Here is a 22710-nt window from a genome sequence, read left to right on the forward strand (position 1 = left end):
ACACGGCGCTTATTCTCAGGGCAGGGTGCAAGTCCCTACCGGCGGTAAATTCAGGCAACTGAAAAGCCCGCGAGCGCCTGTTGATCCATCTGGGTCAGCAGGGTCAGCAGATCCGGTGTAAATCCGGAGCCGACGGTAATAGTCCGGATGGGAGAGGATAAAGCGTGACAGGCAAGATCACCCGGTTGGGTGGAAATTGCTTTTTGTCTACGACCGGTATCTGGTGCAGTGTGCCAATATGCCGGGCCTTTCTTTTGTGCCCTGATTCGTAAGCCGCCATCCGAGGAGGACGGTTATGAATCAGAGTGTTCATCAGGAATCAGGTCTTTCGACCTTTGGCGATCCGCAGGAGCGTTTAGAACGTGCACTTGCTGACATCCGCCAAGGCAAAGGTGTTCTGGTTGTCGATGACGAAGATCGCGAAAACGAAGGCGATCTTATTTTTTCCGCAGAAAATCTGACAAACGAACAGATGGCGATGCTGATCCGCGATTGCAGCGGCATTGTGTGCCTGTGTCTGACAGACGAAAAGGCCACGGCGCTTGATTTGCCGCCGATGGTTGCGGATAACACATCAAGCATGGGGACAGGCTTTACCGTCACGATTGAGGCCAAGGTCGGTGTGACGACCGGGGTGTCGGCGGCGGATCGTGTGACCACCGTCAAAACGGCGATTGCCGATGGTGCAAAGTCATCCGATCTTGCGCGTCCGGGCCATGTGTTTCCGCTGCGTGCGCGGGCAGGTGGTGTTTTGGAACGTCGTGGCCACACCGAAGGTACAGTTGACCTGATGCGTTTGGCCGGGCTTAAGCCATCCGGCGTGTTATGTGAGGTCACAAACCCTGACGGCACGATGGCGCGCCTGCCTGAGCTGATTTCCTATGCCAAACAGCATGACATGGTTGTGATCAGCATCGAAGATATCGTTGCCTATCGCACCGCCATGCAAAAGGCCGCGGAATAGAAGCTGCACGCCAGTCTGGCGATTGGCGAAGATGAAGACAAAACACAAAGGGCAGCCCGGTTTCGGTGCTGCCCTTTGTGATGTTTAACAGTGGTTTTGGCGCGGTATGCTGCCAGCCAAAGACGTTAATCGTCGATCATGCACCAGACCGGGGTGTGATCGGATGCCTTTTCCTTGCCGCGTGGGTCACGGTCAATGTCCGACGCACTCAGGCGATCTGCGGCAGCCGGGGTCAGCAGCAGGTGATCAATGCGCAAACCATTGTCCTTGTTCCACGCACCCGCGCGGTAATCCCACCAGCTGTATTGATGGCCCTTCGGGTTGAAGGTTCTGAACGCATCGGTGTAGCCCATGTTCATCATGGTGCGCAGACGTTTGCGCTCAGTTGTCGAACATAAGACCGCTTCATGCAGTTTTGCCGGATCATAAACATCCGAATCGTCCGGCGCGATATTGTAATCGCCCCCCATGACCGCAGCTTCGCCCTCTGCGCGAATTTTTTCAAACCGCGTGATCAGGCGATCAAGGAAGTTCAGTTTGTAGTGGAATTTTTCATCGCCAACAGCCGTTCCCATCGGGACATAGATGGATGCCACACGCACCGGATGGGGGGAACTGATCGTCGCTTCGATATAGCGGGCTTGTTCGTCGTCATCATTGCTCGGCAGGCCGCGCTCAACATCCTCGATCGGATATTTCGACAGGATGGCGACCCCGTTATAGGTTTTTTGGCCGTGAATCGCGATGTTATAGCCAAGATCCTCGATTTCCATCGCCGGAAAACCGTCATCAACCGTCTTGGTTTCCTGTAACAGGACAACATCGGGTTTGGCTTCTTGCAGCCACTCAATAACATTGGGCAGGCGGGCCTTGATTGAATTGACGTTCCAGGTAGCGATTTTCATTCAGGCCTCGATTCCAATGGGATCAGATGAGTTTGGTCAAACAAAACGGGGTTCGCAATAACGAACCCCGTTTTATAAATCGTTTTGTCGGTACGGATCAAATCGAGAAACTCGATCCGCAACCACATGATGACGTGGCGTTTGGATTGTTCACACGAAATGCGGACCCAACCAACTCGCGGACGTAATCAATTTCGGCACCGCCCAGAAGATCGAGCGAGACTTCGTCAATCACCATTTTCGCACCGTGATTTTCGAAAACGCAATCTTCGTCAGTGGTGTCAGCATCCAGTGAGAATTCGTACTGAAAACCACTGCAACCGCCGCCGGAAACCTGCAAGCGGAGCATCGTGTTCGATGCACCTTCGCTTACGATCAGTTCCTGAATACGATTTGCAGCACTTTCGGTCATCTGGACTTGCTGTGAAGCTTCGGTCATTCAATACTCCTTGATCTTCAACCCGCCAGATTTATGGCGGGGGTCGTTACGATCCTTGGCGACATCATAGCACGGTCAGATCATAGTATTTAAGTCACTATTTAGCGTGCATGGCTGAAATGTCAAAACCTGTAGGCATTCGAAAGACCCGTTGCTTGCCTTTTGGTCGGAAATGTCCCAAAACAGCCGCAGTCACATGGTCCGATTGACCACAAACAAAAATATGCAAAGACCAAAGTTATGAATGTTTTCAGCCTGTTGAAAAGCGACATCGAGAAACAGCTTCTCGCCCTTGAGAATGATGGTGTTCTTCCTACTGGAAGTGACACCGCGCGCGTGACGGTAGAGCCGCCGCGCGATGCGTCTCATGGGGATGCCGCGACCAATGCCGCCATGCTTCTGTCAAAGGCTGCGGGCATGAAGCCACGCGACCTTGCCGAAAAACTGGCTGAAAAACTTCGATTGCTTGATCACATCGACACGGTCGAAATCGCCGGACCGGGCTTTATTAACCTGCGCATGGCCGATCAGTTCTGGCTGTCACAGGTGTCCGAAGTGCTGAAAGTTGGCACCGGATATGGCAGCAGCGATCTGGGCAAGGGCGAAAAAATCAACGTCGAGTATGTTTCAGCCAACCCGACGGGGCCGATGCATGTTGGTCATTGCCGGGGGGCTGTGGTCGGGGACGTTTTGGCCAATCTTCTGGCCAAGGCGGGCTATGCGGTTACCAAGGAATATTACACTAACGATGCCGGCGCGCAGGTTGATGTTCTGGCCCGGTCGCTTCATATGCGGTACCGCGAAGCACTTGGTGAAGACATTGGTGAAATTCCACAAGGCCTGTATCCGGGCGATTATCTGGTTGCACCGGGCAAAAAGCTGGCCGAGCGCGAAGGTGACAAATGGGTCAACGCCGCCGAAGCCGACTGGCTTGAGCAGTTCCGGACCTTTGCCATTGTCGAGATGATGTTGTTGATCAAGGAAGATTTACGTCTTCTGGGCGTCGCACATGATGTCTTTACGTCCGAAGACGGTCTGGTCAAGGCAGGCAAGGTTCAATCGGCCTTTGAACACCTTGAGAAAAAGGGTGATATTTATGTCGGTGTGCTGGAGCCGCCAAAAGGCAAAACACCCGAAGATTGGGAACCGCGCCCGCAAACCCTGTTCCGCGCCACCGATTTTGGTGACGACGTTGACCGGCCGTTGAAGAAATCCGATGGCAGCTGGACCTATTTTGCATCCGACATTGCGTATCACTTTGACAAGTATGAGCGCGGATTTAACCTGATGATCGACGTGTTTGGCGCCGATCACGGTGGCTACGTCAAACGCATGAAAGCAGCAACCAAGGCCATCACAGGTGGCGAAGGTGATCTGGACGTGAAGCTTTGTCAGCTTGTCAGCCTGTTTGATAAGGGCGAGCCGGTTAAGATGTCCAAGCGTGCCGGGACATTTGTCACGCTGCGCGATGTTGTCGAACGTGTTGGTAAGGACGTTGTCCGGTTCATCATGCTGACGCGCAAAAATGATGCGTCGCTTGAATTTGATTTCGCCAAAGTGACCGAACAGTCCAAAGACAACCCGGTATTTTACGTTCAGTACGCGCATGCACGGGTAAGCTCGGTCTTCCGTCAGGCCAAAGAAGCCTTCCCGGGGCAGGATTTTTCGGTAAAAACGCTTGAGACGGCAGACCTGTCGTTGTTGTCTTCAGACGAAGAAAAGCTTCTTGTGCGCCGGATGGCAGAATGGCCGCGTATTGTCGAGCAGGCCGCAACCGCGCATGAACCCCATCGCATTGCCTTTTTCCTGACAGAAATTGCAGCTGAATTCCATGCATTGTGGAACAAGGGACGCGACAATACCGAGCTTCGCTTTATCATCGCCGATGATTTGGCGACGACATTGGCGCGTCTTGCGATGATCCGTGCAGTGGCCACCGTCATTGCATCGGGTCTTGATGTGATTGGTGTCACGCCTGTCGAGGAGATGTAAAATATGAACGAAGAACACGGTAACAACCTTCATGCCGAGCGCGAAGCCCACTATGCAGCCGAGCCGGGTGCTGGCAAAAGCAAGTTGAAGGGAATTATGACCGTGTTCTTCGGGGCGGCTGTTGTAATCGGCGGCCTTGGCGGGGCAGGTTACTGGTTTTACAATCAGGGGCAACCCATTCAGGATGATGGAAAATTGCCCATTCTTCTGCCTGATCCGGCCCCGATCAAGCTGCGGCCCGAAGATCCGGGCGGAATGGAAGTGCCCCACCGAAACACGACGGTCTATGACCAGCTAAGCGATGTTGATCCGGACGCGGATGTCGTGCTTCAGGAACTGCCAGATATGCCGCGCACGCCGGATGTGATGCCAACAGCACCGAAATCTTCGGATGTGGTGGCATCGAATGATGACGGGGCCGTTGACGGTGACGGTGACGTGAAAGTCGACCCTGCAGCCGAAAGCCCTGCTGATGATGCGGCGGATGCGGCGGATACGTCTTCGGGCATGGCCGCGCCGGAAATTAAGGCCCCTGATACGATGAGTGACGCCGAAAAGGCGATTGCCGCGGTTGATGCGCGGGCCAAAGAAACACCGCAAGCAGCGTCCCCGGAAAAACCGCAAGAGAAACCCGCGGCAACCGGAGATTTCCGCATTCAGCTGGCCTCACTTCGTGAGGAAGACAAAGCATCGGCGGAATGGAAAAGATTATCGTCGAAAAACAAAGACTTGTTGGGTAACCTTCAGATGTTCGTGCAGCGTACCGAGATTGAAGGCAAGGGGGTTTACTATCGCCTGCAGGCAGGCCCGGTTGCCGATGCCTCGGCGGCAGAAAAGCTGTGTGGTGATTTGAAACAACGCAAAGTGGGGTGCCTGATTGTCCGGCCTTGAAGTTAAAAAGCCGCGCGCCTGTATCCTTGGGATTGGCGGAACGGAACTGAGCAATTGGGAAAAGGGCTTCTTTCGCGAAGCCGATCCTTATGGCTTTATCCTGTTTGCGCGCAATGTCGAAGATCACAATCAGATACGCACCCTGACCGATCAGCTGCGTGATGTTGTTGGCAAAAACAACGTCCCGATCCTTGTCGATCAGGAAGGCGGCCGTGTGATGCGGCTTAAGCCACCCCATTGGCGCAAAATCCCGGCGGCCGGTGTGTTTGGCGAGTTGGTTGATAAATCCCCCGAAGACGCCCGTGAAGCCGCCTATATCAATGCCCGTTTGATGGCGATGGATTTACGCGAAGCCGGGTTTAACACCACCTGCGCACCGGTTCTTGATCTACGTTTTCCGGGCATGAGCGATGTTGTCGGTGATCGTTCTTATGGGGCGGATGTGGCCCGCGTTGTGGTTTTGGCCAGTGCGGTTTCCGCCGGGTTGCTTGACGGCGGGATTGCACCGATCATTAAACATATCCCCGGACATGGCCGTGCTGCGGTCGACAGTCACAAGGACCTGCCGATTGTCAGTGCCACGCGGGCTGAGCTGTCCGAGTTTGATTTTGCACCGTTCCGTCAGATGAAAGACGTTATGGCGGCGATGTCGGCACATTTGCTGTTTACCGCGATTGATGATCAACGTCCCGGCACGGTGTCCGCGACGATTATCAATGATGTCATTCGGGGTGATATCGGCTTTGAGAACCTTTTGATCAGTGATGATCTGTCGATGGAGGCACTGGGTGGTTCGATTGCAAGTCGCACCCATGAATGCCTGAGTGCGGGCTGTGACATTGCGCTTCATTGCAATGGCAAACGCACCGAGATGGAAGAAGTTGTTTCCATGACGCCGTTGTTGAGCGGTGCGGCACTTCTGCGGTCGCAAAACTTTACCAATCAGATTTCCAGTTTCAAAATCGACAAACCATCATCAAGCCAACTGACAGATTGGCGGATGCGTCTTGCCGATCTTCTTGCGCCTGTTTGGCAGGCTGAGGATACCGGCACGTGAGTAACGCGATTGAATTTATTATCTCGGCATCAACGTGGGTTGTGCCGGTGCTGTTTGCTGTGACATTGCATGAAGCAGCCCACGGGTTTGCCGCGAAATTGTTTGGCGATGATACCGCCCAGCGTCTTGGCCGGTTAAGCCTGAACCCCATTCGCCATATCGATCCGGTTGGCACCATCCTGATCCCGGCATTGTTGTTGATCACCGCTGCACCGTTTTTGTTTGGCTATGCCAAGCCTGTGCCCGTGGCGTTTCATCGTCTGCATCCCCAACGCCTTGGGGTTATTGGCGTTGCTGTTGCCGGGCCGTTGACCAATGTTTTGCTGGCGATTGTATCGATCCTGCTTCTGGTTGGGTTGCCAAGCTTTTCCCCGGCGGTCAATGACTGGCTTGGTACGATGCTCAACCAGTCGATCTGGCTGAACTGTATTCTTGCAGTGTTTAACATGCTGCCGATCCCGCCACTTGATGGCGGGCGGGTCCTGACTGCGATTTCACCGCTTCCGGTTGCACGGGTCTTGGCGCGTATGGAAAAAACCGGCATGATCATTTTGATCGGTCTGGTATTCTTGTTGCCATATGTGACATCAAAGCTTGGCATCTACCTTCCGATCTTTCAGTGGTTGGTGATTGAACCGGCCAATGCGTTGGTCCATTTTCTGGCAGCGATATTTGCCTGACGCCCAGCATAATGCGCGGGTTTGGGCAGGGGGATAGATGGCAGACCAGTTCGAGTTGGAAATTCCAGATGAGGTGTTCGACAAGAAACCGGTCGACGATGATGAACCGAGCCTTGCCGAACGCCTGATACTTGATCTGGACGGGTTTGAAGGCCCGCTTGATGTTCTGCTTGAACTGGCACGCGACCAAAAGGTCGATATCATCAAGATTTCGATCCTTGATCTTGCCGAACAATATCTTGAATTCATCAATACGGCAGAAGGGCTTCGGCTTGAACTGGCGGCGGATTATCTGGTGATGGCGGCATGGCTGGCCTATCTGAAATCCAGATTGCTGTTGCCCAAGCAAGACAACGACGAGGACGAGCTCAGCGCCGAAGAAATGGCAGAGCTGCTTGCTTTCCAGCTAAAACGTCTTGAAGCGATGAAGGCGGCCGGTGAAAAGTTGCTGGCACAACCCAATCTGGGGCGCGATTTCTTTGCCCGGGGCGCGCCGGAGGACATTCGCGTGACAACGGCATCGGTCTATGACGCGTCGCTTTATGATCTTTTGAAATCCTATGCCCAGATCATGTTGACGTCAGAAGCCAAGACGCTTGAGATTGAGGCGTTTGACCTTTATGCGATGGATGATGCAATCCGGCGGTTACGCGATCTGTTTGGGCGACGTGTTGTGCCGACATGGACCAAGTTACTTGAGTTTATGCCCCATGGCTTGGGCTCTCCTTTAAAAGCCCGGTCGGCCTTGGCTGCCCATTTCGTCGCCAGCCTTGAGATGTGCCGGGATGGGGAGTTGGAAATCTCGCAGGAAGAAACATTTGGTCCGATCATGTTGCGGTCGCCCCAAAAACCGCGCGAGGGCGATTTGCCCCGCAATGATCGACCTTATGATAATTTGATCGAAGAATAAGGGGCAGGGGTAAGTGAATGCCAAATGATGTAACCGGTGACGCGCAGCTTAAAATCGATGGGGTCGAAACCGGCCCGCAAGTCGATTTTCAGCATGTCCGCATTGTCGAGGCTGTGCTGTTTGCATCTGCAGACCCGATCAGCGAACGCGTCATTGCCGCACGTTTGCCCGAAGGAACCAATATTTCAGACGTGCTGACGGTTTTGCAGGACACATACGCATCACGCGGCGTCAATCTGAACCGGGTTGGCGATAAATGGGCGTTTCGCACCGCTGTTGATCTTGCCGGTGATCTTCATATCGAGGTCGAAAAAGCCAAGAAAATGACGCGTGCAACGCTCGAGACGCTTGCGATCATTGCCTATCACGAGCCAGTTACCCGTTCCGAGGTTGAGGAAATTCGTGGTGTGGCGCTGTCCAAGGGCACGCTTGATATTCTGCTGGAGGCCAAATGGATCCGGCCACGTGGGCGTAAACGTGTGCCGGGGCGGCCTGTCCTTTGGGCGACAACGGATGAATTTCTTGATCACTTTGGTCTTGAAGACCGTGATGATTTGCCCGGTCTTGCGGACCTTAAGGCCGCGGGCCTGCTTGATAGCCGTCCGGGAATGGGCCGGTATGGGGCGAATTCTGATGACGAAGCATTGCCTGACCTTGTTGATGACGGTGAGGTGACCGATTCTGTTGTCGAAGAAGCCCTGACGACGCGCAATCTCGAAGAACTCGACGAGACGATTTATTCCGACAATCCCAATCTTCTTGATGAAAAAGAGGTATCGGACACCTGATCGTTTAGGGTCCGGTAACCGAAGTTATTCTGCGCCTTGCAAGAAGGGCGGCGGGCGCTTAAGTTCTGTGAAAGATTTCGCTAATCATTTGCACCTTTGGTGCGTTGACCACGTCCAGATAAAGAGTTTGTTGATGCCCGACGGTTTGAGGATGTCGAATGTCAGTCACGAATTCGGTTCCAACCGGGTTCTGAACGACATTAGTTTCGATGTCGCCCCAGGAGAAATTGTCTGTTTGCTTGGTCCGTCTGGTTGCGGAAAAACAACTGCGCTGCGGCTGGCGGCGGGGCTTGAAAAACTTCAGTTCGGGCAAATTGCCATTGATGATCAGATCGTGGCCCACCCGGGTGACTATGTTGAGCCGGAAAAACGCGGCGTTGGTATGGTTTTTCAGGACTATGCACTGTTTCCGCATTTAACCGTTGCCAAGAACATCGGCTTTGGCCTGAAGCATTTTAGCGACGCCCAGCGCCGTGAGGCGGTTGAACGTGCGCTGACACAGGTTGGCATGTCAGAATACCTCGATGCCTATCCGCACGAACTTTCAGGTGGTCAGCAGCAACGGATTGCATTGGCCCGCGCATTGGCACCAACCCCGCAAATCATGTTGCTTGATGAACCGTTTTCCGGACTGGATGTCGCACGGCGCGCAGATTTGCGTGATACGACCCTTCATGTTTTGAAAAATGCCGGTATTGCAACCATCATGGTGACCCATGATCCTCAGGAAGCGATGTATATGGGCGACCGTATTATCGTGATGAACGAAGGGCAGGTCATGCAGGACGGGACACCGGAATCGCTTTATTTCCAGCCGGAAAACCGTTTTGTTGCGTCATTCTTTGGCGAGGTGAACCAATTTGCCTCAACTGTGCGCAATGGCATTATTGAAACACCGGTCGGTCAGATCACCACCGATGAATTTGCCGATGGAACCGAGGTTGACGTATTGGTGCGTCCCGAAGGACTTCATGTCGGTGATTCCGTGAATGGTCACGATATCATGGCCAATGTTGATGCCGTGCGGGCATTGGGTGAAGTCAACCTGATGCATTTGACGCTGGAAAAGGGCGGGCACATTCATGCACGCGTGCCACGGCGCTTTTCGACATTAAATCAGAATTCGGTCGCTATTACGCTTGATCCAGAGATGACCTTCGTGTTTCCTATGTCCTGATACGGCCAACTGTCCCTTGAAATCTAACCGGGACAGAATGCTAAATTACAATTGGATTGCAATCACGGGTATTAACCCATCCGTCGCATTGCACAGTGGGGGGCTTTCTGCCATTATCCGTGCATAACGCCGGAAGGCAGAACGGATCTTTGGAGAAAGAAGTTATGGGTATTGGCGTTTGGCAAATTGTTCTTATTCTGGCGATTGTCCTGATCATCTTTGGCGCAGGTAAACTGCCGAAAGTGATGGGCGACATGGGTAAGGGCATCAAGAGCTTCAAAGCGGGCATTAACGAAAAAGAACAAGATGATGATGCTGGCGCTTCGGCCAAGACCATCGAAAACACGACCTCTGCATCGGTTTCGACCGAGAGCAAAGACAAGGATTCAGTGAAATCCTGATCGTCTGTCGGGTTTCCTTCAGATAGGCGTGTCATATGTTTGATATCGGCTGGACCGAATTGGCTCTTGTGGCCGTCGTGGCATTATTTGTCGTCGGCCCCAAGGAGCTTCCGCATCTTCTGTACAAGTTGGCGGGGTACTGGAAAAAAGTGCGCGGAATGGCGCGCGAATTCCAAAGTGGCATTGATGACATCATCCGCGAAGCGGAACTTGATGATCTGCGCAAGCAGGTGAGCAGTGCCAGTACCAACCCGACCGATTTTATGGAAAAGACGATTGGCGCACCCAAAGCCGACGGCAAAGCAACAGATGCGAAGGCATCTGAGGCAAAGCCGGCGGACAGTGGTGGCTCGGACGAAAAACCGGCTGCTACTGAAAGCAAGTCGTCAGATACCAAATCGTCAGCTGCTAATAGCAAAAAGAAAGACCACCCGGAGAGCCAGGCGTGAACATGCAATCGCATGACGAGCAGATGCCGATTATGGAGCATCTGATAGAGCTAAGAAATCGCCTGACATGGGCTGTCTTGGCGCTGTTTCTGACCTTTGGGCTCTGCTATTATTTCGTCGAGGATATCTATGGTTTCCTCGTGCGACCGCTGGCAGAAATCATGGGGCCGGATCGGCGCATGATCTACACGGCTTTGACCGAAGTATTCTTCACCTATGTCAAAGTATCGTTCTTTGCCGCTTGTTTCGTTTCAACCCCGGTGTTTTTGTCGCAGTTTTGGGCATTTGTTGCACCGGGTCTGTATAAAAACGAACGATCGGCCTTCATGCCGTTCCTGTTTGCGACACCTGTTCTGTTTTTGGCAGGTGGGGCTTTGGTTTATTACTTCATCATGCCGCTGGCGTGGAAGTTTTTCCTGAGTTTTGAGCAGGTCGGCGACGCATCCAACCTTGCAATTCAGCTTGAAGCCAAAGTCGATGAATATCTGTCTTTGGTAATGAAGCTTATCTTTGCGTTCGGTCTTTGTTTCCAGTTGCCGGTCTTGCTTACGCTGATGGCGCGCGCAGGGATCGTGACGGCCGATAGCTTAGCGAAGAAACGCCGATATGCTGTTGTTATTGCCTTTGTTTTTGCCGCTGTTCTGACGCCGCCCGACCTGATTTCGCAGGTTGGGTTGGGGATTCCGATCATTATTCTCTATGAGATTTCCATCATTATGGCCCGGATTTCTGAACGCAAGCGCGCCAAGCGTGCTGCGGAAGCCGAGGCAGAAGACGAAGACGATGGTGATGATCCGGAAGATGATCCTTCTGGCGGTAGTTCTGTTGCCAAAACCGATGATACGGTTGATCAACAAGGGGCTGCTGCGGCAGGTGCATCCTATGATGATGGCCAGACATCTCTGACCCGTTCATCTTCTTCTGAAGATGGTTCTCCGCGCTTGTCGGGACCGTCTCGCGATGATGACGGGGAAGACGATTTCAATAACGCACGTTAATTGAAATCATCGGCCTTCAAACGTCTGATTTGATGGGGTGGACCTTGTGTCCACCCCATCGTATAAAGCCACAAATAATTGACTGACAGGGTGCTGTTCGATGCACGACATAAAATGGATTCGGGACAACCCCGAGGCTTTCGACGCGGCGATGGCCGTGCGCAAGCAGGAAATTACTGCGAAACGTCTGATGGATATCGACGTTGAGCGTCGCAAACTGATGACAGAACATCAGGAAATGCTGGCACGCCGCAAAACGATTTCCGGTGAAATCGGCAAGCTTCGTAAAAATGGCGAAGATGCTGACGAGTTGATGGCCGAAATGGGCACGCTCAAGGACAAGATCAAGGATGCGGAAGACGGTCAGGCCAGCCTGAACGAGCAGCTTGATCTTCTGCTGTCATCGTTTGCCAACATTCTTGACCCTGAAGTACCGGTCGGTGACGACGAGGACGATAATGTCGAGGTCAACCGTTGGGGGGAACCTGCGACGTTCGATTTCACGCCAATCGAACATTTCGAAATCGGCGAAAAGCTTGGCATGATGGACTTTGAAACCGCAGCCAAGCTGTCGGGTTCGCGGTTTGTCATCCTGCGCGGCGGGTTGGCCAAACTTGAACGTGCGTTGTCGCAGTTCATGATTGATTTGCACACCACTGAACATGGGTATGAAGAAACCATCACCCCGATGCTGGTGCGTGATGACGCCATGTTTGGCACGGGGCAATTGCCGAAATTCGCCGAGGATTCGTTTAAGACCACCAATGATTACTGGCTGATCCCGACGTCTGAGGTCACCCTGACCAATCAGGTTGCTGGCGACATCATTGAGCAGGCAAAGCTTCCGTTGCGCTTTACCGCATTGACGCAGTGTTTCCGGTCCGAAGCCGGTTCGGCCGGGCGCGATACCCGAGGCATGATCCGGCAACACCAGTTTTCCAAAGTGGAAATGGTGTCGGTGGTTGAGGCGGAAAAGTCCGACGAGGAACTTACCCGTAAAACACGTTGTGCCGAGACGGTTCTTGAGCGTCTTGGTCTGCCGTATCGTACGGTTATCCTGTGCACGGGTGATATCGGGTTCTCGGCCTGCAAGACCTATGACATTGAAGTCTGGTTGCCAGGCCAGGGTAAGTACCGTGAGATTTCGTCTTGCTCGAACACCCGTGATTTCCAGGCCCGTCGCATGAATGCGCGGTATCGCGCGGCTGGCGACAAAAAGACCAATTTCGTTCATACCCTGAACGGGTCGGGACTTGCCGTTGGCCGTTGCCTGATCGCGGTCATGGAAAACTATCAGCAGGCAGATGGTTCTATCCGTGTTCCGGATGCGCTGAAACCCTATATGGGCGGACTTGAGGTTATCTCACCGCGCGGTTAAGGCATCACGGCATGATTGATCTATCGAACGCACGTATCCTGATCAGCAATGATGACGGCATTGACGCGCCGGGGATCAAGCTGCTTGAACGCTTGGCGCGTGAATTTTCCGATGATGTGTGGGTTATTGCACCATCGACGGAACAAAGTGGTGCAGGGCATTCATTGACCCTGCGCCGCCCGCTTCGCATTCACAAACGTGATGAACGCCACTACGCGGTTGATGGTACGCCGACCGATTGCATCCTTTTGGGGTTGCAGCAGGTCATGCGCGATACACCGCCGGACATTATTCTGTCGGGCATTAACCGGGGTGGAAACCTTGGCGAGGATGTGACCTATTCCGGGACGGTTGCTGCTGCGATGGAGGCAACGCTTCTTAATGTGCCCGCAATTGCGTTTTCGCAGTATTTTTCCGGTGACATGATCAATTGGACGATTGCCGAAAAATACCTTTATGACGTGACAAAAACACTGGTGAAGACAACCTGGCCAAAGGGTGTTTTGATCAATGTGAACTTCCCCGAGCACGAGGCGCAAGGTGGTGCGCGTGTGCGGATTTCCAAGCAGGGACAGCGTAAAATTGGCGATCACATTGCCGAACGCCATGATCCGCGCGGGGAGCCTTATTACTGGATTGGTGCAATCCTGTCGGAACTTCCCGAAGATCCAAATGCAGACTTGCGGGTGATCGAACAAGGCGATATCTCGGTAACACCGATCAGTCTTGATTTTACCCACTACGAAACGCACGAAAAATTGACGAAAGCATTTCCGTGAACGAGCCGGTCATTACCCGTGAAACAGAAATAGCCAATCTGCTTGAGGCGCTTCGTGATGATGGCATTCATGACGAGACTGTCTTGCAGGCATTGGCCGATGTCCCGCGCGAGACATTTGTTGCGGACCCCTTTGTTGAGCGTGCGTGGGAAAATGTCGCCTTGCCCATCAGTAAGGGACAAACCATTTCCCAGCCCTATATCGTAGCACTCATGACGCAGGCACTTGAGCTTAATGATCGGATGAAGGTTCTTGAGGTCGGAACGGGGTCAGGATATCAGGCGGCGATTTTGGCCAAACTTGCACGCCGGGTTTATACCCTTGAACGACACAAGCCGCTTTTGCGCGAGGCGGAGGAAAAATTCCGTGAGCTTGGACTGCACACGATTTCGACTTTGCATGGCGATGGCGGGCTTGGCTGGAAAGCGCAAGCGCCGTTTGACCGGATCATTGTGACCGCAGCAGCACAGGATGTGCCGCCGGTTCTGGTTGATCAGCTTGCGGTTGGCGGGATTATGGTTGTTCCGGTTGGCGAGGTATCGCATACGCAGTTGCTGTTGCGTGTGTTAAGGACACCAAGCGGGGTTGAGGTTACTGAACTGATGCCAGTCCGTTTTGTGCCGATGTTGCCTGGTACTGAAGAATTCTAGGCTTTCTGTCAAAACGCACCCCGAATTTACAGTAAAATTTTCCAAATGCGGTCGGTGCTTACTGATTGTTAACCGCTGATCATGGACACTAGGTCCCATGATGGAAAATTGTGTCACACAGGCTGTCCAACGTGGGAAAAGTCTGCTGCTTGTCTGTATGACAACTGCGGCCCTAAGCGGCTGTTTGCTGAACTCTGTTCCTGTGCCTGTCGTGTATGGCGATGGCGCAAGCTATAGCCCGTATAGCATGCCGAAACTCAAAAACGGCGAACGCGTCGTTACCGTTGAACCCGGTGACACGGTTTCGCAGATCGCGGCACGTTACAGCACAGACTTTCGTCGGTTTACATCGCGCAATGATTTGCGTGAACCCTATGTGATTTACCCGGGCCAACGATTGGTGTTGCCGCCGTGGCAATCAGATTATGACAGCATGCCCCCGACCGCTGTTGCGTCATCCAAACCCAGTGCGCCAACAAAAACGGTGACCATTGGTGGCAAGCGACAGGTGGTTAATGTTCCGACCAAAAGTACGCCGTCCTCAAGTGCGCCTTCACGGCCAGAAACCGTCGTTGCCCGTGTCGCGCCAACAGGGGGCGGAAGTATCCCGACACCCGGCATAAAACCACGGGACTATGCCGCAGCCGCCGAACAGGAATTCTCCACAACGCGCAGCTGGCAATCAGATCGGAAGTCGACTCCCGAAGCCGGGCAGGGCAGCAATGTTCGCAAAGATGTTGTTCTGGCCGAACCAACAGGCCGAAAAGGCTTCATCTGGCCGGTTCAGGGCAAAGTTGTTTTGAAATACGGTGCGGGCAATGGCGGCTTGTTTAACGACGGCATCAATATTCAGGCCAACCGTGGGACTCCAATTACAGCAGCGGAAAACGGTGTTGTGACTTATGTCGGCAATGAGTTGCGCGGGTTTGGTAACCTGATCCTGATCAAGCACGCCGATAATTATGTGACGGCCTATGCCCACACGGAAAACCCCATGGTGGCACGTGGTGATGTTGTGACCCGTGGCCAACACATTTCAAGTGTCGGGTCAACCGGGGCCGTGACCTTCCCGCAATTGCACTTTGAAATACGGCGAGGACGGGAATCATCTGACCCGATGAAATTTTTACCAAGTGTTATGGTATCACGATAAAAAACACCCGGTGCGAAACCGGGTGTTTTTGTATGATGATTTGATTGAGCGTTGAAGTCAGTCGATTGATTTCCCAAGTTCACCGGCAATTTCCTGAATAAATTGCCATGCGACACGGCCAGACCTGCTGCCGCGCGTGACGGTCCATTCCTTTGCGCGGGCATGGAGTTCCTCGGTGGGAATGTCGAGGTTGAATTCCTTGGCGTATCCTTCGATGATTTCGAAATAGATATCCTGGGAAATATTGTGGAAGCCAAGCCACAGACCAAACCGGTCGGACAGGGAGACCTTTTCTTCGACAGCTTCTGACGGGTTGATTGCGGTTGATCGTTCATTTTCGATCATGTCGCGGGCCATCAAATGGCGACGGTTTGATGTCGCGTAAAAGATGACGTTCTTTGGCCGCCCTTCAACACCGCCTTCGAGTACGGCCTTGAGCGACTTATAGCTTTCATCATGCAAGTCAAACGACAGGTCATCACAGAACAGCACGGTTTTGCGACCACTTTCCTGAAGGATATGCAGGAGAGTAGGCAGACTCGGGATGTCTTCGCGGTGAATTTCCACCAGTGCCAGTGCCGCAGGCGTTTCTGCGTTGATCTTGGCATGCATGGCTTTGACGATGGAACTTTTACCGGTTCCACGTGCACCCCACAAAAGGGCGTTGTTGGCGGGCAGGCCATCGGTAAAGCGTTTGGTGTTATTATAAAGAATCTCTTTTTGTTGGCCGATGCCTTGCAATAGATCGATATCAATGCGGTTGACGTTGCGAACCGGCTGAAGATAGCTGTTTTCGGCCTGCCAGACGAAGGCATCTGCGGCACTTAAGTCGTTTTGCGTGCGTGCAGGTGGGGCCATGCGTTCAAGTGCGGACGCAATTCGTTCAAGGGTTGGCAATAATTTGTCGAAATCTGTGGTCATTGAGGCCTCTTGGATGTTTCTTGTTCTTGGTGACGGTGGTTTATGGCGCGAAAGCTAGCATACCCGTGGCGTAAAGGAATAGGATGTTGACGCCAGAAAGGCGAGAAAGCTGGTGAACAAGGCCACATAAATGGTGATTTAACCCGGAAAAATCCGGTTCTTCCTTGCTTTGACGTTTGACACCGTTATATTCCGGCAGTTGATATATTTTGTCCTGAGGGATTAGGAGTTACTAATGTTTATTTCGACTGCTTTTGCGCAGACCGCAGGTGGTTCTGATGGTGCCGGCGCACTTATGCAATTTGCACCGCTGATCCTTATTTTTGTTGTTTTCTATTTCCTGCTTATTCGTCCGCAGCAGAAAAAGCAGAAAGAACATAAAGCAATGCTCGGGGCGATCCGCCGTGGCGATAAAATCGTTACCGCAGGTGGTCTTATTGGCTCCGTTGCAAAAGTTATTGGTGACGACGAGCTGTCGGTTGAGATTGCCGATGGTGTAAAAGTCAAAGTCGCACGCGGCATGGTTTCGACGGTTCTGTCGAAAACGGAACCGGCCAAGGGCGACGCCAAAGAAGAAAAAGAAGAAAAAGACGAAGAAGAGACCAAAAAAGACTAATCTCTTCGAGCAAAGCAAGGCGGAGCATCTGGCTCCGCCTTCTTGCATTTTACCGGTGGCCTGAGCGGTACAAAATACCCGTTGTTCCAAGGACCTTGGAACCAGACCAAGGTTGATCCAGACAAATCCGGTCAAAGAACACATGCTTTATTTTACAAAATGGAAAGCAGCACTGGTTCTTTTGGTGTGTGCTTTGGGTGTGGTTTACGCCGCACCGAACTTCTTGCCTAAGGACGTTCTTCCGACAGAATCGAGCCTTCTGCCGAGCAAACAGGTCAATCTTGGCCTCGATCTGCGCGGCGGGTCACACATGTTGTTGGAGGTTGATACCGACAGCGTTGTGCGTGAACGTTATGATGCATTGGCAGATTCTATTCGATCAGAATTGCGTCAGGCACAGATCCGTAACCGTCCGCGCGAAGCGACTTTGCAGGGTGCGGAAGTTACCGTTCTCAAAGCCGAGGATGCCGAGAAGGCCCGCGAGCTGGTGCGTAATATCGAACCCAATACCGTCATGAGCGGCGAGGGGAACAATATCATTGTTTCCTATAACGAAGTTGCGATGAAGGAATTGATCGATAGGGCGCTTAGCCAGTCGGTTGAGGTGGTACGCCGTCGTGTCGACGAACTTGGCACAACCGAGCCGTCCATTCAGCGTCAGGGCACAAACCGCATCGTGGTGCAGGTTCCCGGCCTTGATGACCCATCGCGTTTGCGTGCGATCCTTGGTCGTACGGCAAAGATGAACTTCCATCTGGTCAATGGCCAGAAAACGGCTGCTGATGCGCGCTCCAGCGGCTTGCCGCCCGGGACCATGATCCTTCCGTCTGCGGACGAAGGGGACAAGGCCGCAGGCATTCGGGAATACCTGATTGACCGCCGTATTGTTGTGTCGGGGGACAACCTTGTTGATTCCCAACCAACCTTTAACGAAGGTCGTCCTGTGGTTTCGTTCCGCTTTGATGCGGCAGGCGGCGCACGGTTTGGTGACGTCACCAGCAAAAGTGCCGGACGCAGCCTTGCGATTGTTCTTGATGGCGAAGTGATTTCAGCCCCGCGGATCAATGAACCGATCCTTGGTGGCAGCGGCATCATTACCGGTCAGTTCAGTGTGCAGGAAGCAAATGACCTGGCACTGCTGCTGCGCGCGGGTGCATTGCCTGCACCGATGCAAATCCTTGAAGAACGCTCGGTTGGTCCGGGGCTTGGTCAGGATTCTGTTGAGGCAGGTGAAATCGCAGCCGTTCTCGGCCTGGTGTTTGTTATCGCGTTTATGGTCATCAGCTATGGCCGGTTTGGCATTTATGCCGATATCGCGCTTATGATGAACCTGATCCTTGTGCTGGCGGTGATGTCTGTGCTTCAGGCGACCTTAACGTTGCCCGGGATTGCGGGGATCGTCTTGACGGTTGGTATGGCGGTTGACGCCAATGTGCTGATCTTTGAGCGTATCCGTGAAGAACGGCGTAACGGGCGGACGATCATTAATGCGATCGATGCAGGGTATCGCAGTGCGATGTCGACCATTTTGGATGCCAACATCACCACGCTGATTGCGGCACTGGTGTTGTTTAGCTTTGGCTCTGGCCCGATCAAGGGCTTTGCCGTGACGCTGGCAATTGGCATCATCACATCCATGTTCTCGGCGATTTGGCTGACCCGACTGCTGATTGCAGTCTGGATCAAGCGTCGTCGTCCGAACGAGCTGGTACTTTGAGGAAGGGAACAGGGAAGATATGAAACCTTTGCATCTTATCCCGGATGACGTGAACGTCCCGTTCCTCAAATTCCGGAAGATCTTTTACATCGTGTCCTTGGTGATGGTGCTGGCCTCTGTTGGCCTGTTCTTCACCAAGGGGCTTAACTTCGGCATTGATTTCCGCGGCGGTATTCTTGTGGAAATCAAAACGGACGGCCCGGCAAATATCGGCGCATTGCGTGATAATCTTGGCAGTCTTGGTCTTGGTGATGTGTCTATTCAGGAATTCGGCGAACCCGATGACGTCCTGATTCAGTTGCAGCGTCAGGATGGGGACGAAAAAGCCCAGATGACCGCCTTGGCCCAGGTGACTGACGCCCTTGGCGACAGTGTCACCATTCGCCGAAGCGAACTTGTCGGCCCGAAGGTCGGTGACGAGCTTAAGGAAGCCGGTATTTATTCGGTCGTGATCTCTCTTTTGCTGATCATGGTCTATATCTGGTTCCGGTTCGAATGGCAGTTTGCAGTGGCATCCGTCATCGCACTTTTGCACGACGTTCTGATCACCATTGGCTTCTTTGTCATTACCGGTGTTCAGTTTGACCTTGCGACCTTGGCCGCCATTTTGACGGTTGCCGGGTATTCGATTAACGATACGGTTGTTGTGTTTGACCGCATTCGTGAATATCTGCGCAAGTTCCGCAAAATGGAGCTCACGGATCTTTTGGATCTGTCGATCAATTCGACCCTGTCGCGTACGACAATGACGTCATTTACCACATTGCTGGCCTTGATTGCGTTGTTTGCATTTGGCGGGGAAGCGATACGTGGCTTCACCATGGCGCTGATCTTTGGCATCGTTGTCGGCACATATTCATCGATTTGCGTCGCGTCGCCATTGCTGGTTGTTTTGCGTCTTAAGCGTAAAATTCCAGAAGGCGAAGAAGGGCAGGAAGCCAACGCCTGATCAACCACAGTTGATCGATAGACGTTTACAGAAAGGCCGGGTTTGTGCGACAACAAACCCGGCCTTTCTTTTGGTCTGTTCCTAACAAGTGTCTTCGAAAGCTCGGTAAAAATCCTTCAAAAACAGGCTGCTGCACATGACGCCCCACGCAGATGCGCGCAACGTTCATCGCGCCAATTTGATCGGTAGCCTTTGGATGATGGCGGCCATGGTGGCATTTTCCTTTGAAGATGCGTTTGTTAAAGCGGTCTCGGAAACGCATCCGGTTGGGCAGGTTCTTATTGTCTTTGGTCTTGGCGGAACGCTTCTGTTTGCGGTTATCGCGCGGATCCAGAAGAAAAGTCTGCTGAACCCTGATGTTCTGTCCCGCGCCATGGGGATACGGGTCGTGTTTGAAGTTATTGGCCGGTTGTTTTACGTGCTCGCATTGGCACTGACCCCGCTTTCCTCGACCACGGCCATTCTTCAGGCGACACCTATTATCGTTGTTCTTGGTGCGGCTATTCTGTTTGGCGAAAAGGTCGGCTGGCGGAGATGGGGCGCAATCCTGATTGGTTTGATCGGTGTTTTAATTATTCTGCGTCCGACCACCGACAGCTTTTCGGCTTTGTCGTTACTGGCAGTGATTGGAACAATCGGTTTTGCCGGACGGGATCTGGCAAGCCGTGCTGCGCCAGTATCACTCAGCACATCTCTTCTGGGTTTTTATGGATTCGTTGCCATCATTCTGGCCGGTGTGTTGTTTTCGATTTGGGATGGGAAAGCGTTCACCTGGTTTGATGGGAAAAGTCTTTTCTATTTCCTGGGCGCTGTGCTAATGGGCGCATTTGCCTATAGCGCCTTAATGAAGGCGATGCGCAGCGGCGATGTGTCCGCAGTTACACCGTTTAGATATACGCGGCTTTTGTTTGGTATTGCTTTGGGGATGACCCTGTTTGGGGAAGAACCAGACATGATGATGATGATCGGATGTGGTATCGTCGTTCTATCGGGATTGTTCATTCTGTGGCGCGGAAAAGTTACGGCGCAATCGGTTGCCCCGCGCTGATATGTACCTAAATCCAGAGAAAATTTATCGAACGACGAAAAGAGGGCCCGTATGGCTACTGAACTAAATCCGATGGTCGCCGAAGGCAGTAAAATGGTTACCAGTTATGGTGACGGTCTGTTTCGTTTTGGCGAAGATTCTGTTGCCGGATCAATCCTTATGTTTCCTGAAGCGGTTTATTCGTGGAATGTGACATCGGTTGATGACATTACGGTCGATTCCTTCGCCCGCGTTATTGATGCCGCCGATACTGTTGAAATCCTGCTGCTGGGCATGGGGAACCGCTTAACCCGCGTTCCAATGGAATGGCGCAGTGCTCTTAAAGAACATGGCATCGTCATTGAACCAATGGATACCGGTGCTGCATGCCGGACCTATAATGTTCTTCTGTCTGAAGGACGTCGGGTTGCTGCGGCAATTATCGCCATTTAAACCGAGAAAAATGTTTGTAGTTGACGACGGACTTGTTTGACGCTGGCAAAAACGGCGGCGGGGCCGGGGGCATATTCGGCGGGAAACGAATCCCCACATAGAAACAGGTTCTTCCAAGGGGGCTGCAGCCGAAAACGCAGAGCCGCCAAGCCGGGTGTGAGTTCGGGAAACGGGGCTTCCGCGTCCACAAAACTGAACTTAGGGGAGCCCTGATTATTGGTGTTTTCCGACCGCGCACTAAGGTCGAGGTTCAAATACTGGTCACAAAGCCAGATGCACCTTTGCCAAATACGGTGGGCAAATTGATCCGCCGTGCCATCAGATGGCAGATGAACATTGCTGCCTAGGCTGACCTGAATATGGCGACGGTTGCAGTAAATCGCCCGAACAAGATCGTCAGACGTAAACAGGCAGCGTGGTTCGGCAAATGGCCGACGCATTTCAAATGCCATTGTCTGGCGACGGGCCGGGGCCGGGGCAAAGCCGATGTCGGGAACCGTGTCACATAGTTGCTTTGGATGAAGCGCAAGCACGACCGCATCATCAGGTTTGAGAACGATCTGGGTATCTTCGCCAAACAGCAAATCCGTTGCGTATTCCGATGTACTGTCGATGTCGCCAAGTGGCGCCCACGCCGCGACACTACCACCCGCACTGACAAACCGGTCGCGCAGGGTTGGTAGCGCAATGTCATTTAGGATGATCGGGTCAATGGCTGAAAAAACCGGTTCATGATTTTTGGAAAACAGGGATTTTACCCGTGGCAACATAACTCGCCCAAGCAGAGCGTTCGAACACCGGTGTGCCGGCATTGAAAACAGAACTTCGGCCAAAACCGCCAAACCGTCCCGGTGGTAAGTGCCCGGATTTTGGCGGTCATCGTCGGGATCTATGCCAGCATGGCCCATGCCTTTGGGTAATTCAACGCGACTGTCTTCACTGGCGTAACGTTTTTGCCAAAGACCAAAAGCCGTGATAGCACGCATCAGTGGGCCGCTTCGCCGGTTGACCAAGGCATGTGCCAGGCCCTCGTCAAGGGTAACGATAGCAGGTTTACGTCGGCCGCGCTTCAGGCCAAGGACACCATGTGCCGGTCTGACAAGTTTTCCCGGAATTTCGGGGAAGCGGGCAAAGAAATCGGCGACGAGCCCTTCGGGATCGTAAAATATTTCCGGTTCAGAAACCTTGTGGCTTTCAGGAGATGTCTGCATGCCACGCGTCCAGCGGCTTTCAAACGGTTCGGCCTGGTCGTAAAGGGTAACGTCGACACCATCTTCTGCCATCAGTGTTGCAAGGGCGGAACCGGCTAAGCCGCCGCCAATGACGTGTAGTCGGCCAGATGTCAATGATGCCATATGCCTGTGCCATTTTAATTGTTATACAAAGGCCTTCTAAGTGCAGGTCGCTGCTTTTGCG

General features: G+C 52.9%; 24 protein-coding genes and 1 riboswitch. Of the genes, 20 read left to right on the forward strand and 4 right to left on the reverse strand.

Annotated features, from left to right (window positions below; genetic code table 11):
- Positions 1 to 7 precede the first annotated feature (7 nt).
- Positions 8 to 163, forward strand: a riboswitch (FMN riboswitch).
- 132 nt (positions 164 to 295) lie between these two features.
- A complete protein-coding gene (ribB, locus tag COO92_RS04830; protein ID WP_022730758.1) occupies positions 296 to 964 on the forward strand; it encodes a 3,4-dihydroxy-2-butanone-4-phosphate synthase in 669 nt (222 codons plus the stop codon).
- 125 nt (positions 965 to 1089) lie between these two features.
- Here the strand turns inward: ribB and xth are convergent, their stop codons facing one another.
- Both xth and erpA read right to left on the reverse strand, forming a co-directional pair.
- Positions 1090 to 1869, reverse strand: coding sequence for an exodeoxyribonuclease III (gene xth / locus COO92_RS04835; protein WP_101300365.1), 780 nt, complete (start codon positions 1867 to 1869; stop codon positions 1090 to 1092).
- A gap of 97 nt (positions 1870 to 1966) precedes the next feature.
- Positions 1967 to 2308 carry an iron-sulfur cluster insertion protein ErpA gene (erpA, locus tag COO92_RS04840; RefSeq protein ID WP_022730760.1) on the reverse strand — a complete coding sequence of 114 codons (342 nt, stop codon included), beginning with the start codon at positions 2306 to 2308 and terminating at the stop codon, positions 1967 to 1969.
- Positions 2309 to 2548: 240 nt separating this feature from the next.
- Between erpA and argS the strand changes: the two genes are divergently transcribed.
- The 14 genes from argS to COO92_RS04910 all read left to right on the forward strand — a co-directional run bounded on the left by argS (position 2549) and on the right by COO92_RS04910 (position 15611).
- Positions 2549 to 4300 (forward strand): arginine--tRNA ligase, encoded by a 1752-nt coding sequence (gene argS, locus COO92_RS04845; RefSeq protein ID WP_101300928.1) that lies wholly within the window; start codon positions 2549 to 2551, stop codon positions 4298 to 4300.
- Between the two features lie 3 nt (positions 4301 to 4303).
- Positions 4304 to 5191: an SPOR domain-containing protein gene (locus COO92_RS04850; RefSeq protein ID WP_101300367.1), complete on the forward strand. Its 888-nt coding sequence runs from the start codon at positions 4304 to 4306 to the stop codon at positions 5189 to 5191.
- Entirely contained in the window at positions 5178 to 6248 is a 1071-nt protein-coding gene (nagZ, locus tag COO92_RS04855; protein WP_101300369.1) for a beta-N-acetylhexosaminidase, read from the forward strand. Before COO92_RS04850 ends, nagZ begins: the two co-directional genes overlap by 14 nt.
- Entirely contained in the window at positions 6245 to 6928 is a 684-nt protein-coding gene (locus COO92_RS04860) for a site-2 protease family protein (RefSeq protein WP_022730764.1), read from the forward strand. Before nagZ ends, COO92_RS04860 begins: the two co-directional genes overlap by 4 nt.
- A gap of 37 nt (positions 6929 to 6965) precedes the next feature.
- Entirely contained in the window at positions 6966 to 7838 is an 873-nt protein-coding gene (locus COO92_RS04865) for a segregation and condensation protein A (RefSeq protein WP_022730765.1), read from the forward strand.
- Positions 7839 to 7855: 17 nt separating this feature from the next.
- Positions 7856 to 8626: an SMC-Scp complex subunit ScpB gene (scpB, locus tag COO92_RS04870; protein ID WP_028791288.1), complete on the forward strand. Its 771-nt coding sequence runs from the start codon at positions 7856 to 7858 to the stop codon at positions 8624 to 8626.
- 133 nt (positions 8627 to 8759) lie between these two features.
- Positions 8760 to 9803 carry an ABC transporter ATP-binding protein gene (locus tag COO92_RS04875; protein ID WP_101300370.1) on the forward strand — a complete coding sequence of 348 codons (1044 nt, stop codon included), beginning with the start codon at positions 8760 to 8762 and terminating at the stop codon, positions 9801 to 9803.
- Positions 9804 to 9967: 164 nt separating this feature from the next.
- On the forward strand, positions 9968 to 10204 hold the full coding sequence (tatA, locus tag COO92_RS04880; protein ID WP_022730766.1) for a twin-arginine translocase TatA/TatE family subunit: 237 nt from the start codon (positions 9968 to 9970) through the stop codon (positions 10202 to 10204).
- A gap of 35 nt (positions 10205 to 10239) precedes the next feature.
- Positions 10240 to 10653, forward strand: coding sequence for a Sec-independent protein translocase protein TatB (gene tatB, locus COO92_RS04885; RefSeq protein ID WP_101300372.1), 414 nt, complete (start codon positions 10240 to 10242; stop codon positions 10651 to 10653).
- Between the two features lie 2 nt (positions 10654 to 10655).
- The gene (gene tatC, locus COO92_RS04890; RefSeq protein WP_420823339.1) at positions 10656 to 11651 is read left to right on the forward strand and encodes a twin-arginine translocase subunit TatC; all 996 of its coding nucleotides are present in this window, start codon (positions 10656 to 10658) and stop codon (positions 11649 to 11651) included.
- 100 nt (positions 11652 to 11751) lie between these two features.
- Complete coding sequence (gene serS, locus COO92_RS04895; RefSeq protein ID WP_101300375.1) at positions 11752 to 13029, forward strand: serine--tRNA ligase; 1278 nt, start codon at positions 11752 to 11754, stop codon at positions 13027 to 13029.
- 11 nt (positions 13030 to 13040) lie between these two features.
- The gene (surE, locus tag COO92_RS04900; RefSeq protein WP_101300377.1) at positions 13041 to 13808 is read left to right on the forward strand and encodes a 5'/3'-nucleotidase SurE; all 768 of its coding nucleotides are present in this window, start codon (positions 13041 to 13043) and stop codon (positions 13806 to 13808) included.
- Positions 13805 to 14458 carry a protein-L-isoaspartate(D-aspartate) O-methyltransferase gene (locus COO92_RS04905; RefSeq protein WP_101300379.1) on the forward strand — a complete coding sequence of 218 codons (654 nt, stop codon included), beginning with the start codon at positions 13805 to 13807 and terminating at the stop codon, positions 14456 to 14458. Before surE ends, COO92_RS04905 begins: the two co-directional genes overlap by 4 nt.
- A 97-nt stretch (positions 14459 to 14555) precedes the next feature.
- Positions 14556 to 15611: a M23 family metallopeptidase gene (locus tag COO92_RS04910; protein ID WP_240626331.1), complete on the forward strand. Its 1056-nt coding sequence runs from the start codon at positions 14556 to 14558 to the stop codon at positions 15609 to 15611.
- Positions 15612 to 15668: 57 nt separating this feature from the next.
- On the opposite strand, the gene COO92_RS04915 is transcribed toward COO92_RS04910, so the two are convergent.
- Positions 15669 to 16532 (reverse strand): ATP-binding protein, encoded by an 864-nt coding sequence (locus COO92_RS04915; RefSeq protein WP_101300381.1) that lies wholly within the window; start codon positions 16530 to 16532, stop codon positions 15669 to 15671.
- A 235-nt stretch (positions 16533 to 16767) separates the two neighbouring features.
- On the opposite strand from COO92_RS04915, the gene yajC reads away from it, so the two are divergent.
- From yajC to COO92_RS04940, 5 genes are all read left to right on the forward strand, one after another.
- Positions 16768 to 17148 carry a preprotein translocase subunit YajC gene (yajC, locus tag COO92_RS04920; RefSeq protein ID WP_022730774.1) on the forward strand — a complete coding sequence of 127 codons (381 nt, stop codon included), beginning with the start codon at positions 16768 to 16770 and terminating at the stop codon, positions 17146 to 17148.
- A gap of 142 nt (positions 17149 to 17290) precedes the next feature.
- The gene (gene secD, locus COO92_RS04925; RefSeq protein ID WP_101300932.1) at positions 17291 to 18865 is read left to right on the forward strand and encodes a protein translocase subunit SecD; all 1575 of its coding nucleotides are present in this window, start codon (positions 17291 to 17293) and stop codon (positions 18863 to 18865) included.
- Between the two features lie 19 nt (positions 18866 to 18884).
- The gene (secF, locus tag COO92_RS04930; protein WP_101300383.1) at positions 18885 to 19814 is read left to right on the forward strand and encodes a protein translocase subunit SecF; all 930 of its coding nucleotides are present in this window, start codon (positions 18885 to 18887) and stop codon (positions 19812 to 19814) included.
- Between the two features lie 136 nt (positions 19815 to 19950).
- Entirely contained in the window at positions 19951 to 20862 is a 912-nt protein-coding gene (locus COO92_RS04935; protein ID WP_240626332.1) for a DMT family transporter, read from the forward strand.
- A gap of 51 nt (positions 20863 to 20913) precedes the next feature.
- Positions 20914 to 21294 carry an Mth938-like domain-containing protein gene (locus COO92_RS04940; protein WP_022730777.1) on the forward strand — a complete coding sequence of 127 codons (381 nt, stop codon included), beginning with the start codon at positions 20914 to 20916 and terminating at the stop codon, positions 21292 to 21294.
- On the opposite strand, the gene COO92_RS04945 is transcribed toward COO92_RS04940, so the two are convergent.
- Positions 21291 to 22649, reverse strand: a complete 1359-nt coding sequence (locus COO92_RS04945) for an NAD(P)-binding protein (protein WP_101300385.1) — start codon at positions 22647 to 22649, stop codon at positions 21291 to 21293. The genes COO92_RS04940 and COO92_RS04945 overlap by 4 nt on opposite strands.
- Positions 22650 to 22710: the final 61 nt, after the last annotated feature.

The sequence above is a fragment of the Thalassospira lohafexi genome (assembly GCF_002844275.1).
GTDB lineage: Bacteria > Pseudomonadota > Alphaproteobacteria > Rhodospirillales > Thalassospiraceae > Thalassospira > Thalassospira lohafexi.

What these genes read in the sequence shown, in the direction of transcription:
- yajC (WP_022730774.1), top strand. Translation starts at nt 16,768, where the DNA reads ATGTTTATTTCGACTGCTTTTGCGCAGACCGCAGGTGGTTCTGATGGT.
- COO92_RS04910 (WP_240626331.1), top strand. Translation starts at nt 14,556, where the DNA reads ATGATGGAAAATTGTGTCACACAGGCTGTCCAACGTGGGAAAAGTCTG.
- tatC (WP_420823339.1), top strand. Translation starts at nt 10,656, where the DNA reads ATGCAATCGCATGACGAGCAGATGCCGATTATGGAGCATCTGATAGAG.
- secD (WP_101300932.1), top strand. Translation starts at nt 17,291, where the DNA reads ATGCTTTATTTTACAAAATGGAAAGCAGCACTGGTTCTTTTGGTGTGT.
- xth (WP_101300365.1), bottom strand. Translation starts at nt 1,869, where the DNA reads ATGAAAATCGCTACCTGGAACGTCAATTCAATCAAGGCCCGCCTGCCC.
- serS (WP_101300375.1), top strand. Translation starts at nt 11,752, where the DNA reads ATGCACGACATAAAATGGATTCGGGACAACCCCGAGGCTTTCGACGCG.
- secF (WP_101300383.1), top strand. Translation starts at nt 18,885, where the DNA reads ATGAAACCTTTGCATCTTATCCCGGATGACGTGAACGTCCCGTTCCTC.
- COO92_RS04945 (WP_101300385.1), bottom strand. Translation starts at nt 22,649, where the DNA reads ATGGCATCATTGACATCTGGCCGACTACACGTCATTGGCGGCGGCTTA.
- COO92_RS04935 (WP_240626332.1), top strand. Translation starts at nt 19,951, where the DNA reads ATGACGCCCCACGCAGATGCGCGCAACGTTCATCGCGCCAATTTGATC.
- COO92_RS04865 (WP_022730765.1), top strand. Translation starts at nt 6,966, where the DNA reads ATGGCAGACCAGTTCGAGTTGGAAATTCCAGATGAGGTGTTCGACAAG.
- COO92_RS04940 (WP_022730777.1), top strand. Translation starts at nt 20,914, where the DNA reads ATGGCTACTGAACTAAATCCGATGGTCGCCGAAGGCAGTAAAATGGTT.
- erpA (WP_022730760.1), bottom strand. Translation starts at nt 2,308, where the DNA reads ATGACCGAAGCTTCACAGCAAGTCCAGATGACCGAAAGTGCTGCAAAT.
- tatB (WP_101300372.1), top strand. Translation starts at nt 10,240, where the DNA reads ATGTTTGATATCGGCTGGACCGAATTGGCTCTTGTGGCCGTCGTGGCA.
- ribB (WP_022730758.1), top strand. Translation starts at nt 296, where the DNA reads ATGAATCAGAGTGTTCATCAGGAATCAGGTCTTTCGACCTTTGGCGAT.
- tatA (WP_022730766.1), top strand. Translation starts at nt 9,968, where the DNA reads ATGGGTATTGGCGTTTGGCAAATTGTTCTTATTCTGGCGATTGTCCTG.
- scpB (WP_028791288.1), top strand. Translation starts at nt 7,856, where the DNA reads ATGCCAAATGATGTAACCGGTGACGCGCAGCTTAAAATCGATGGGGTC.
- surE (WP_101300377.1), top strand. Translation starts at nt 13,041, where the DNA reads ATGATTGATCTATCGAACGCACGTATCCTGATCAGCAATGATGACGGC.
- COO92_RS04915 (WP_101300381.1), bottom strand. Translation starts at nt 16,532, where the DNA reads ATGACCACAGATTTCGACAAATTATTGCCAACCCTTGAACGAATTGCG.
- argS (WP_101300928.1), top strand. Translation starts at nt 2,549, where the DNA reads ATGAATGTTTTCAGCCTGTTGAAAAGCGACATCGAGAAACAGCTTCTC.
- COO92_RS04850 (WP_101300367.1), top strand. Translation starts at nt 4,304, where the DNA reads ATGAACGAAGAACACGGTAACAACCTTCATGCCGAGCGCGAAGCCCAC.
- COO92_RS04875 (WP_101300370.1), top strand. Translation starts at nt 8,760, where the DNA reads ATGCCCGACGGTTTGAGGATGTCGAATGTCAGTCACGAATTCGGTTCC.